At 38.1% G+C, this 13,000-nt stretch carries 11 protein-coding genes; 1 reads left to right on the plus strand and 10 read right to left on the minus strand.

Translation table 11 applies throughout. The features are described 5' to 3' along the window. Window positions 1-14: 14 nt before the first annotated feature. Window positions 15-1,919, plus strand: a complete 1,905-nt coding sequence (locus tag ROSEINA2194_RS10300; protein WP_007886438.1) for a helix-turn-helix domain-containing protein — start codon at window positions 15-17, stop codon at window positions 1,917-1,919. Window positions 1,920-2,215: 296 nt separating this feature from the next. On the opposite strand, the gene ROSEINA2194_RS10305 is transcribed toward ROSEINA2194_RS10300, so the two are convergent. From ROSEINA2194_RS10305 to ROSEINA2194_RS10350, 10 genes are all read right to left on the minus strand, one after another. Next, window positions 2,216-3,166 (minus strand): metallopeptidase TldD-related protein, encoded by a 951-nt coding sequence (locus tag ROSEINA2194_RS10305; protein WP_007886443.1) that lies wholly within the window; start codon window positions 3,164-3,166, stop codon window positions 2,216-2,218. Beyond that, window positions 3,157-3,489, minus strand: a complete 333-nt coding sequence (locus ROSEINA2194_RS10310; protein WP_007886444.1) for a hypothetical protein — start codon at window positions 3,487-3,489, stop codon at window positions 3,157-3,159. The genes ROSEINA2194_RS10305 and ROSEINA2194_RS10310 overlap by 10 nt, the downstream gene beginning before the upstream one ends. Window positions 3,490-3,504: 15 nt before the next feature. Then, window positions 3,505-3,957: a metallopeptidase TldD-related protein gene (locus ROSEINA2194_RS10315; RefSeq protein WP_007886445.1), complete on the minus strand. Its 453-nt coding sequence runs from the start codon at window positions 3,955-3,957 to the stop codon at window positions 3,505-3,507. A gap of 90 nt (window positions 3,958-4,047) precedes the next feature. Then, the gene (locus ROSEINA2194_RS10320) at window positions 4,048-4,791 is read right to left on the minus strand and encodes a hypothetical protein (protein WP_006426953.1); all 744 of its coding nucleotides are present in this window, start codon (window positions 4,789-4,791) and stop codon (window positions 4,048-4,050) included. A 140-nt stretch (window positions 4,792-4,931) separates the two neighbouring features. Next, on the minus strand, window positions 4,932-5,315 hold the full coding sequence (locus ROSEINA2194_RS10325; protein ID WP_015513361.1) for a DUF6262 family protein: 384 nt from the start codon (window positions 5,313-5,315) through the stop codon (window positions 4,932-4,934). Continuing rightward, complete coding sequence (locus ROSEINA2194_RS10330; RefSeq protein ID WP_226853055.1) at window positions 5,290-6,657, minus strand: tyrosine-type recombinase/integrase; 1,368 nt, start codon at window positions 6,655-6,657, stop codon at window positions 5,290-5,292. The genes ROSEINA2194_RS10325 and ROSEINA2194_RS10330 overlap by 26 nt, the downstream gene beginning before the upstream one ends. Window positions 6,658-6,778: 121 nt before the next feature. Further along, a complete protein-coding gene (locus ROSEINA2194_RS10335; protein ID WP_007886448.1) occupies window positions 6,779-8,509 on the minus strand; it encodes a tyrosine-type recombinase/integrase in 1,731 nt (576 codons plus the stop codon). 28 nt (window positions 8,510-8,537) lie between these two features. Further along, window positions 8,538-9,662: a tyrosine-type recombinase/integrase gene (locus tag ROSEINA2194_RS10340; RefSeq protein ID WP_006426957.1), complete on the minus strand. Its 1,125-nt coding sequence runs from the start codon at window positions 9,660-9,662 to the stop codon at window positions 8,538-8,540. A 155-nt stretch (window positions 9,663-9,817) separates the two neighbouring features. After that, complete coding sequence (locus tag ROSEINA2194_RS10345) at window positions 9,818-11,785, minus strand: ATP-dependent DNA helicase (protein ID WP_007886452.1); 1,968 nt, start codon at window positions 11,783-11,785, stop codon at window positions 9,818-9,820. Window positions 11,786-12,319: 534 nt separating this feature from the next. Next, on the minus strand, window positions 12,320-12,754 hold the full coding sequence (locus ROSEINA2194_RS10350; RefSeq protein WP_007886453.1) for a helix-turn-helix transcriptional regulator: 435 nt from the start codon (window positions 12,752-12,754) through the stop codon (window positions 12,320-12,322). Window positions 12,755-13,000: the final 246 nt, after the last annotated feature.

Below are 13,000 nucleotides of genomic sequence, written 5' to 3' on the forward strand. Positions count from 1 at the left end.
AGAGGTTATTACAAATGGGTGTCAGAAACGCAGGAAAAACAATCCGTGAAGCGCGGATTAAGGCGAGGTTAACGCAGGAACAGTTATCCGAAGGGGTATGTTCTGTTCTCTCTCTTTCAAGAATCGAAAATGGTTCCGCCGGTGTCAGTCCTGTCACGTTTCAGGCACTTATGGCTCATGCGGGTGCTCCCTGCGAAGTTTACCCGATCTTTGCAGGCAGAACAGACTTTGACTGCTTCTATACCCTCAATCGTGCGCGCTTCTATCTGGGTTCCTGGCAGTTAAGTCAGGCATATGAGGAATTAAATAAGCTGGAAGAATGGAACTTTGCAGATAACAAACTCTATTATCAGGAATATCTTTATTTAAACGGTCAGATTCAGGTGTGCTCTGGCTGTGCAGACCATCATGCCCTTTATGACCTTTTTTCTTCCGCGCTCCATATAACACGTCCTGAAATTGACTATTCAGATTTTCATCATCTTTTATTATCTATTGTTGAAATCGAACTGCTTATTGGCGTTGCACAGGAATTACTTTATCTGGGAAAAAGCGATCTTTGTTATAACATCTGTTCACAAATTGCTTCCTATCTTGCAAACGCTGAAATCGATTACCTGAAAAAAGATTCTTTATATGCACAATACGCCATTGTCTACACAAAATATTTATTAGAAATGAAAGATTACAACGAGGCTCTTTCCATAGCAGACAGTAACCGCCACAAAATGGTACAGAATTCTGATGATTCCGCTTTATTGGAATTAACTTTTCTGACTTCTCTGGGTTACTATTATACTGGCGAAATTGAAACTGCCTACACCTATTTTAAGAATACCTTTTATGCGGCTCATTCCATTGAAAGCTGCTATGCCACCATTTGCAGAAACTATGTTTTAAGCAGACATCTGTTTTCACTAGATGATTACCTGGCACAAATGGATGATATTCCTCTGATTATTTTTCCAATCAAAAAAGCCATAAACACCTCTGATTTAACAGATGGTACTTATGACTTTTTCTCCCCTGACATTTTAACAATTGGCAGATTAATTCATGACCTTCGTACCGAACAGAGTATTTCACAGATTGTATTATGTCAGGGATTATGTTCGAAATCCAAGCTTTCAAAAATTGAAAATGACACCCTGCAACCGGATGTCTTTTTAACAGAGGCTTTATTACAACGGCTTGGCATATCAGAACGTGGTTTTACCTTCTGGGGAAACGAACGTGAAAGCAAAATTTATGAGTTAAAATTCAAACTGATGCATATTTTCGGTTATCAAACAGATAAATTATCTTCATATTTAAGTAAATTAAAATCTATGCTTACTACAAAAGATACTTTACCAACACAACTATATTACTTATATTATGCAATAAGCAAAAATTTGTCTGCCGAAAAAAAAGTTGACATTTTATTGCAAGCCTTATCTTGTACTCTACCAAATTTTGATATACATTTTATTTACAATTACCGATTATCATGGGCAGAACTTTCGCTCCTGACTAATATTGCTTTTGAATACCAAACAATAGACGCAAATAAAAGTAATGTATATTTTTCTAAAATACTTGACTATTTTTTAATTAATTCATTTGATATTTGTTTTATGAACTCTTTTCTCTCGCCAACTTTGACAATGTACTGTACTAATTTATATATTCAAAAACATTATTATGAATTATTAGATTTACTGTCAGAAAAAAATTTTAGTGTACAGAAGAAATCTTTACGCAATTTTGGATATTTCTTTTTTTATTATGCACAAGCACTTGGTGAAGTCAAAAAATATAACGCTGCAAAACTATATGGACACTATGCATGTGCTATACAAGAGCTTTTCGAATCAAAACCAAATTCTGATGTCTTAAAAGAATCTTTATTAAAGGATTTTGACATTAAACTATCTTAGTTAGTTCGTTGTATATCATTATTCACAACTTCAGCACACGTCGCAATCCCTGCACTGCTTACTCCACCAAACAATGTAAGCAGTGAACAGACAAGCATCATTCCTGCAACCATCTTTTTCATTTTGTTTTTCAGATTTTTCTCTCCATTTCATTTGTTTATCATCTCCATTTTATCTGCCTCCACCAAAAAAAAGCATTACATAAACGGAAACTTTTTTGGTTCCATTTATGTAATGTTCCTTTTTGTTTTCTGCTTTTATTTACCTTGCATCTCATGTTCGCCATCATGAAAACATTATTTTCCTGCGACCGCTACCCCATGAAATTCGACCGCAAATGGTCCGTCATAATCTTTATCTTTATAACGCTCGGTGGAAAATGCCATATCTTTCTGTAATTCCAACAGATTGCCGCTGACGGAACCTCCGGTTACCGGCGTCACTTTCTCACCGTCGAAAAGATAGGCGAGACGAATTTCACCGCCAAAATATCCGCTGAAGCTATCCATGGAGAAGTCAGAAAAACTTACCACATAAAGGTATGGTTCTTTTTTCATCTCCTCAAGAGTTTTAGTGCCGTTATCCAGTTTTACCGCACTGTAGATTCCGGTCGGCTCGACACCTAAATAGTATGCAAACCGGGCATTTCCATGAATTGCCTTCAGTTCTCCCTCTTTTAATAGTGTAAGATCTTTCATCGGGATTCCCTCACTTGAATAAGGATTCGATGCATGGAGCGTGATATTTAATTTTTCTCCCTGCACTTTTTCTCCCTGCACATCCATTCCTGCCTGATAGCTGGAATAACCCGGATAGACCATGCCAGAGGATGACCGGTCCATGTAAAAATCGATCAGTGTGCGCACATTTTTTCCGGAAAGAAGCAGCTTATAGTTTCCTTTTTCCGGTGCTTCTATCGCCCTTGCCCTGTCGCATACCCGTTCCAATGCTTCTTTTGCCTGTGCCGTCAGAGCCTCTGTGTCAAGATCATCATATGCGAACTCCTGATACTGCTCGACATCCTGTGGTGTGATACACTGTACGACAAACTCTCCGTTCACACTGCTTTTTTCATAAGAAACATCAATGCCCTCTGAATTGTAAATCGCAGTCGTTGTTTTTTCCATGAAAAACTCAGCCGTATTGATGAATGCATCTTCCTGCACATCCACACAGTAAAGCGCTTTTACAAATGCATCTCCGATCTCCTCAAGGCTTTTTCCACAAAGTGTGCTTTTTACCTGCACTTTATTCTCTTTTTCCCTTTTGGGAGTTCAAAAAATGGATTTTTTACAAAGGAAGCTGCATAATAAGCACCTTTTACCGCCTCATCTACTTCCTCCTGTGTCATCTCCGGAAAAATGTTGATATTTGCGGAACCACGCATTTTCTTTCCGTCTGTCTCAAAATCACGGTAAATGGTAACCGCAGACACCGCATCCTGTTTCATCCTGCGCATATCAAGTTCTTTTTTTATAAAATAAAGTTCTGCACCCTCGACTGTTTTCTCTGTCACAAGGTAGGTTTCTATCTGAAATTTCCGAATTGCCTGTAATATTTTTTCACGCATCTGTCTCTCTCCTTTTTATCCCAATCTGATTCTGGCTTTGATATATGGACCGCCGTCAGATACTTTTACCCACTCTTTGTGTCCTTTTCCACAATATCCGGTTCCTGCAAGTTCACACTCGTCTGACATCATGGAAATGGATTTTAACAAGTCCGGGACATATCCGGTCAAAACGATCGGAGAAAATACTTTTCCGGTAAATTTACCGTCTTTGATTTCTCTTGCAATGTCAACTAAGCACTGGATTCCCCAGTTTTTCGGATCTTCCATGCCGCTGCTCGCATTTTCCAGATAAAACCCATAGGAAATAGAGGAAATCATATCTTCCACTTTATCGGTGCCTGGTTCAAAGAAAGTATTGGTCATCCGCGTGTACGCTTTGTGGCTATTCTTTTCCCTTCTTCCGTTTCCGGTCGGTTTTGTGCCAAGTGCCATAGCAGCCTGTGCATCACAGATTCCGGTCTTCAAGATTGGATAGTAAAATGTAGCCAGTTCCCCTCATGCGTTGATTTTACTGGGTTTAACTGTATACAAAACTGTGTTTACTGTTACTATCTTTCATTCTTTTCCAAAATAGCTTTGAAGCATAGGCCACATTATTTTCATATATGACACAAAGCTCAGCTCTACTTGTGCTTCATTAAACCATCCAACCATAAAGCTATTTATCTCTTCAAATAATACTTTTGAAAGTTTCTGAATAATAATTGTGTTATCCACTTCTTCAGTATAATCTTTCGCATACATTTTACATATAGAACGCACTCCAAAATAATTATATAGCACACCTACCGTTGTTTTTAATGCTTCAATATCTCTTGGAAAATCTGTTCTATTCATCATATTCACTACTAATTGATGTCTTGAGTTTAGGTAATTCCTAACTGTACTATTACCTATTTCAACATCAACTGTAAATGAAAAATCTTGAGTTTGTATACTATCTGCTCCTAACATTATCATCAATTCAACTTGTGCTGCATGATATTCTGTATAACCAGACAAAGCCATATATTTCCAAGAATCTTGCTTTGCATACATTTCCGTATCTAAAATATGCGTAAATTCATGAAACACAATATACCTTGGTATTTCCGAACTTTTGCATATCCTTAATATATGTTCATCTGTTTTCGTATTATAGTAAGCTTGGGCGGCTGAAGCGAATCCTGCTGCATCGCTTTCCTCAACATTAATTTCAAAAAAATCTATCTTATACTGTGGTAATTTCTCAATTTCCATAAACTCAATATATTCTTTTTCATATTCTTTAATTAAATTTTTAATTTGTATTTCTGTCATATTGTTTTATACCTCATATCAAAGTTAGCATTTCACTTTTAGTATACCATAAAACAATCCCATTCTCATTCTATATATTTTATCCTCAACGATGAAAAGATGTGTCTGCACACATCTCTTCCATCTTATTATTTTCAATGTTATAAGTTCTTAATAAAATTCAAATCCTGTTTCCGTAATGCCTTCTGTAACTTTTCGTTCTTTCTCTTCAGTTCCTTATTTTCTCTGCTCAGAGCTGCCACCTTCTGGTTCAACAGTTCAATCTGTTTTTCCATCGCCATGTTCAGAATTTCTCTTCTTGGATCTATCATTCCGGCCTGTTGCTCTACTGCTTGGTTCAATGTATCCCGGACGGTTGGATTTTTATAAAAGAATCCTCTCGACAATCCAGTTTTCTTCATCAGCTTTGGAACGCTGATACGTTCTTTATTTGCCAGCATATCTTGTATTGCTTGCAATGCCAGTTCAATTTTCTCTTTACTTTTTCTCTGATTTTCCTCAATCATCTTGTCGTATTTGCTCATATTCTTCACCCCATCTTGCCAGACTCATATATATGATGTCACTCATCCTCTGTCTTACTTCTCTGGTTTCGTCTGCCATTCTTTGATTGCTCATTTTCCGGTAATGCTGTACATTATTCAGTCTTTTATGCCCCAATAGTCTCGCTATCGTCCAGTCATCCAGATGCATTTCTGTAAGTTTGACGCCATAGTAGTGCCGGAACATGTGCGTTCCAAACCCGAATAATTCGCCATGATCATCTTTCAACTGCTTTTCCTGTATCATGGACATGACTTTTGTTTTTATAGCCATATACTGCATCGGGCGGTCAGGTTCTTTTTCATTAACAAATATGTATTCTGTATCACCGAACTTTTCCTGTGTATATTCAATAGAACTCTGTAACAGTTTTGCAAGTTCTTTACTGATCGGTTTTTTATATCTTTTAGTTTTAACTTGATATATTTCAATCATATCTTGGCCATTTTCTCTCGTCAGACAATCTGGTCTCAGTGTAAGGGTATCTGATATCCTAGTTCCAAGCATCTGATGTATCAGAAGACATCTTGCAATCTGTACATCCATCTGTGTAATTTCCGCATTCAGTCGTTTCATTTCATCATCAGAATACACTCTAAATTCTGCATTTACTTCCGGTGGAATATCCGTATTAATAAATAAATGCTCCAATCTTTCATAGCTGTAAATTTTTCCGATTGTCTCTAACTGTCGTCTTAATGAAATTACATAAGAACTATTCGCACTATGGGAAGTATCTTTTGTTGACAGATGTATCAAAAATTCTTCCAACACTTCTCTGTCTATTTCACTGCAGCTTTTTATTTTGGAATACTCTTTTTGGAGATATTCTGAGAATATCCTCATTATTGTCAATTCTCCCTGTACAGTTCCTATTGCTTCATACTGCAGATTCATATAAACAGCTTTCTTACATTCTTCCCTGATATCTGGCTGATATATTTTTCTGAAATCCAGTGTTTTTACATTATAAATTGGATTGGATCTGATTTTAATATCCAGATTTTTTAGTTCCCAAACATCTTTTTCTATCTCATCCCGTAAATCTTCTGGCCCTAAAAATTTCAGTACGTTTCTGAAATATAATATCGTCACTGCTTCGCCATAGCTTACTGTACCATACACACTCTTCTTTTCTTTTACAATAGTTATTCCCTGTTCTAACATCCAGCCTTTTAAAAGTGATATCCATTTTTCTGGATTTCTATCTCCAAGGCTTTTGATTCTCCGATTTATTCTGCTGTTCAAAAACTTTGCAATATGATTATAAGCTGTTCGATCCTGAATCAATGCTCTAAACGTTCCGTTTTTGCAGCGATACATAATATAACCTCGAAACTCTTCCTTTAATTCTTGCGTTGGAAGCAACGTTAAATCAAATTTTCCATTATCCTTACGTGTCCCTGTTTCTTGTAAATTGGGGAAATCGCTGAAGTATATAATATCATTTTCCATCTTTTTCCTCTTTCTTTAGCCATGATGCTAAACTACTTCCTTGCATTTCAAAGAACTCATCATTTGCTTTTGCAATCCTTTGCGGCATATAATCAATATACTGTCTTGTCATCTCTTCATAAGTATGTCCAAGATAATCCCTGATACTTTGCAGTGATACATGACTGTCATAAAACATAGTTGCTACTGTATGTCGATAATCGTGTGATTGAAATAAATATTCTCCATTTGCAATCTTATTTTCCCGGCACGCTTCTATCATCTGAGTTCGGAATGTACCATATAGACAAGCACCACCTCTGCTGTTTTTAAAAATGAATTCTTCAGGCTGAATTTCATGTTTTTTCAAGTATACTTTCATAATCTGATAAAGTGCCTGTGGGATTGGAATCCTTTTATAATTCTTCATTTTGACCTGATACACCTGAATCCAATAATCCTCGCCCTGCTGATAATAAGCATTTCCTTTCAATGTACACACTTCACTCGCCCGTAATCCTAGACACCACAGATGTAGGAACATACATCGTAATCGCTCTGGAAAAAGATATAATTTTTTCAAAATTTCCATATATACTGTTTCCTCAACGCTACGATCATGATGTACTATTACTTCTTTTTGTTGGAAATATTCAATTCGGAATGGCATTCTTGTAATATACTGTTTAACTTCCATGAATTTATAAAAATGACCGATACCGAAAATTCTTTCATTAAATCCCTTTGCCTGTATTCCCCGTTCTCGCAAGCCGTCTGCATACTTTTTTACTTCTGCGACAGTTGCATGAATCGCCAGTATCTTTTCTTGTTCCAGCAGTTCAATAAAATTTCTAATACATACAAATCTTCGTACAATCGTGCTGACTGCCTGTCCAGTAATTCCCAGTTCATATTTCATGTATGCCTGTAAAATTTCTCGATTCTGTATTTCCTTGACTTCCATAAAAGAAATGCTAATTAAGGATTTACTTTCGTCTATCCGATGTTTTCCAAGATGTAATCGTTCCAGATACCATACATTTGCTTCCCATTGGATCTGTTCCTGCTGCATAAACGCATCTCTTCTGCATTCACCTAAAATACTTCGTTGACTCGTTTCGGGAAAATTCTTTAAAATAGTTTCCACTTGTTCCATTTCCAGCAATCCAATATCCGTAATATTTAACTGAACACAAGAATCATAAAGAAGTTTTAAGGATTTTAACCTGACATTTCTATAAGCCTTAGACATTGAAGTATTGGCAATGATACGACTCAACGTATAAAAAATTTGTTTCTTTAAAACTTCTGAACAATTTTGTGTAAAATCCCACACCAATAGGTTTGTTTTATAAGAAGTTTCAAAGGTCTCAGCTATTTCCTTTTCCGGATAATACTTCAGAAAATAAATTTTATTTTGATATTTCCATTCATATATCCGCTTTCCATTTAGCGTCTGCATTTGTTGATAGATATGTTGTTGTTTTACCGTATCATATATTTTCAAATAGAAAGATACAATTTGTGATCGTATCTGTCCTCTTAAATATTGTTCATACGAATTTCGCAAAGGATAATCCATTTCTTCCAGATGCCAGATTTTTCTATCTGCCAAGAACTTTTTCAATTTGTTAATTCTTGAATCGCTTTTTATTCCAAGTGCATCAATTTCTGAATATAGTTCCTGCTTTTTCTTCTCAATATCTACTTCAGATTCTGTTATGTGTTCTGCCTGTTGCAATAAATATATAGGTATTTCTCACACCTCCCTACTCCAGCAGACGTTCCGCCCCATAAATAGCAGTGTGTTGTGCATAAAACTCATTACTTGCTTCTATCAGTTCATCATCCAGCCAGTCCAGATACTTTATAGTCGTATCCAAATGTTTATGCCCCAATGCCTGACTGATCATTTCCAGTTCCCATCCTGCCTGCTTTCGCATATTTGCAAAATAGTGACGTAACATGTGGGGTGTGATTTTAACTCCGGTTTTCTTTTCCATTCGGTCCAACATATCATATACACTGTCCACTCTTAATGGCTTTCCAATGTTCTCACCCATGATATTCACAAACAGGTAATCCTGATGTTGCAGGATTTTCCGATATTTTGCCAGATAATCCATGAGAAATTCAAACGTATCATTACTTATCTTGGCACTTCTGTATTCCGCATTTTTGGCTCTCGCTTCATTTTCATTATCTTCCCGGAAGCATACCCTTATCATGTGATTCCTATAATCAATATCTTTGACATATTTTACTCCCAGTAGTTCCCCAATTCTGTATCCGGTTTCTGCTAACATAAGTAACAGAAGCTGATCTCTTCGGTTCGTACAGGCCTGTAAAATTGTAATAATCTGATTTTCTTTTGCTGTTCTCCCACGATGTTCCTCTTCCTTCAGATAGGCTTTAAAAGAATGATTCCGCAGTACCTTTTTTACTCCCACCTGATTAACCGCTATAATCTGGTTATACGATAAGGTTTTGAGACTTCCGTACTGTTCATATTCTGCCTCTATAAATAAATAGAACCTGAACACATCTTTTAAGTATGCGTTGCAGGTTCCTTCATTCGGACACTTCTTTTCTCCAGCCGTTTGCTCTGTATGGTTTCCGGCTTTAAGCCAGTATAAAAATTCCACAAAGTGTTCTGTCTGTTTTTCATAATCTAACTGATAGACTTCTGTGAGTTCCATTTCTTTCTCTGCCATATATTTCATATAATAGCAGATTGAAAATGCTGTGCGTTTCACTGTATTTGGTGAACGTTTACATTTAATCTTATGCATTAGATATTTACTTGGCAGTTCTTCAATACTCATTGTTTCCAGATTTCTGATGAAAAAATATTTTTCTGTTCCATCTTTTATCGTTTCCACCTTGTATATCATAAGCTGCCTCCTTTCCTCTAACGCTATACACAGTATACCCACTTCATGCCGAAATAGCTATTCATCAATACCAACAATCCCACCGAAAACGCCCTTGAAATACCACCAAACTTTTCGTGCAAAATCTGCTTTTTCTGTAGCAGAACCACGAACGGTTACAGGTAGTATTCCACGCCTTTCCGGTTTCGAATAAAGTGCTGGACATCCTTGATATCTTTTGCCATCTTGCAGCTCGGAAGCGCACACATTACTTCCTCATGATACCTGCCACCTTCTCCTGCACGCTCGTCTAAAATGGACACGACACAAGTATCTGTCTCGGTGCGGAGAGCACGTCCGAATCCCTGTCTTAGTTTTTTCTGCATGTCTGGAACAATCACTGCCTGAATATAATCTTTCAGGCTGGCATATTCCTTCTTCTGTGCTTCACTGATGGGATCAGGAACAGCAAAGGGCAGTTTTACTATAATCAGCGAAGATACCATATCTCCAGGGAAGTCTACTCCTTCCCAACAGGAGCCGGCTGCAAAAAGGACAGCATTGTCCATCTGTTTAAATCTTGTGATCTCTTCCGGTGAATGTCTCCACACCTCTATCATCGGGAACGGAATTTCATCCCTTAACATCTGGTAAACGTTTCCCATCAAATGATAAGATGTAAACAGCACTAGCGTATGCCCGTAAGTCGAACAGATCAGTGAATGGATATGGCCTGCTATCATCTCTGCCTCTTCCTGACTTTCTCTTCTGCATGTCTTCAAATTCTTTGGCAGATATAACAGACAGTTCTTCTGATATTCAAACGGGGAGTCTGCCACATATTCCCGGACTCTCCGCACTCTCTGTAATCCTGTCATTTTCCGAATGTGGGAAAATCCCTGTCCGGTTTTTAAAGTTCCGCTTGTCAGAATCGCTCCCATTCCTCTGCTCCATAACATCTGGTCCAGATACTGTGGAATCCGTCTGCTGGATGCACACAATATAATCCGGTGGTCATGGTCCTGCTTCAGATGCAGCACATACTTCTTATCCTGATGGAAAAAGCATTCCAGCACACTTTTGGTTTCTTCCAGCTTGTTTCTGATCCACTTTGGAATCTTCTTTTCTAATTTTTCTATGATCTTATTCATGGTCTGTATCCCCTCATATAAATACATTGCACACTCTTCTGTCATGTGGAATTCTTCTTTTATCCCATATCTGGTTCTGTGGTTTTCTCCTATGATGTCCAGCACCATCCGGATCGTCCCGGACAGTTTTCTTATCTCCGGGCCTTGGTACTCATTCCCAAGATAAAAGCAGATTTCTCGGATATCGTCATAACAGAGGCTCTTCCCAAACATCTGCTTTGCCGCATCCGGCAGCTTATGTGCTTCATCGACAATCAATGCTCGGTAGTCTTTTAATAACGGGCGGTAATCCTGCAGCCTGTGATAACCATCAGCCAGCAGATAATTGTGATTACAGATCTGAATGAACATTTCATGATCTCTGGAACGCTCCAGATACTGCTGATACCTGCATGAGCCTCTTTTCGGGCAGTCTCCCGAACAGAACTTCGGTACACTCACCATCCTTCTGTCAAACCCACTTAAGTTGGACACTTCGTCCATATCATAATGTTCTTTCAACGACAGCAGAGCTTCTTTCTGCAACGCATTTTTGTTTTTTTCTTCGATTGCAACGATTCGGTGCTCCAACCTCTCATCGCAGACAAAATGCTCTTTCCCTTTTCGTATCACAGCTTTAATAGGGGCCTGAATCGTCCCGTTCTCCTGAAGAATCCGGGAGAGAAAAGGGATATATTCTGTAAGAATTGCTTTCTGGAGTGCAATGCTGGAAGTGGATATCACGACCGGACGCTGCTCATAAGGGGAACATCCTTCTGCAAGGAGGGAATATTTTCTCATCAGAACACAGGCCACCAGATAGGCATACGTCTTGCCGATACCGACACCCGCGTCACACAGTGCTATGTTTCTTCCCAGCAGGTTATCCAGCATTTTGTGGCATAACATAATCTGTTCTTCCCTTACTGCCATTCCATGTTCCGGGAACAGCACTCGGAAAATAGTATCAATTTCTCGATGCGCTCTATTGAGATATTCTCTTGTGTAATACATAATTTGTTACCTGATATGCGTGCTGATATCACATCAATACGGCTGTAAAGGATTTCTCCCTACAGCCGTATGTATCTGATATCAACGACACATTCTTCCTTGATTTCTTATACTTTTGATTTTTGGCGTTGTATTTGTCCTCGACTCCCCCATTGCCTTACGGGAACATTACAGGCGGATGCTTGGCATTGCACCGCTCACGGATTTTCTAAAAGTCTTGCTGATTACAACCCAAAGTCCATCCTCTGCTCACTGGCAGTTCCTATGTATCATTATCCCCTCGTAAGTGATCCTCGCAAAAGACCGCCACGGTCCTGTTTCAGTTAAAGATGATTCGCTCGAAACGAAAACGCCACAAAAGAACTCTGCCTCTCACTTTCTGGTCTAATTTCTTCCATGCCCTTTTCATCTGTCCTCGCGTCTTCCTGCCACGCTTCTACTTACGGGAACGTACCTGTAATGCTGGTATGAGGTTGTCAAAGTACACTGGCAAAATTTACCTGCCTATTAAATAGCCGACGAAAAACGCCATAATTATTCAATTTTTGATAAATTTTTTAATTTTTTTCTCAAACGGTTTCTTTTGGTATAAATCGTCTGTTCTGCCATTCCCATAATCTTAGCAACTTCTCTTCCAGAATATCCCCATGTACTGAGTAAGAGGATTTCCAGTGTCTGATGCTCCGTTTCTTTCAATAGTTCATAGATTCGCTTATCACCTATGTGATCCAGAAGCTCCTTTACATCCCTTGCAAACAGCTCGCTGTCCTTTTCTTTTATGGAATCCATATCCTGCATCGTTTCATCCAGATGTTCCCGGTATCTGCGCTCTTCCAGAAAGTCTTCCCTGTCCATCTGGCGCAGCTTTTGGATCTTCTCTTCTTCCATTCCCAGTTCACGCAATTTCTTTTCTTCCTGTTCTTTCCAATAATTCCACTTTCGTTCTTCACTTGTCTTGTTATAAGCCATTTATCTTTCCTCCGATCTGATTTTTGATATAGAAATCAAATCGGAGCATGGCGGTGACCGGATAGGTACGTTATAATGTTCGAAAAATGTCGAAGAAAAAAATGCTGCAACCTCTTCGATTACAGCACTTTTTTCCATCTTACGTGAATATTTCTTGTTGGTTCATAGGAGATTCCTTCTTTTTCTCATAATGAATAAAAGACTCTTGTCATCCATTATTTATTATAATTTTTCTACTATTACAAT

The sequence above is a fragment of the Roseburia inulinivorans DSM 16841 genome, from assembly GCF_000174195.1.
Classification (GTDB): Bacteria; Bacillota; Clostridia; order Lachnospirales; family Lachnospiraceae; genus Roseburia; species Roseburia inulinivorans.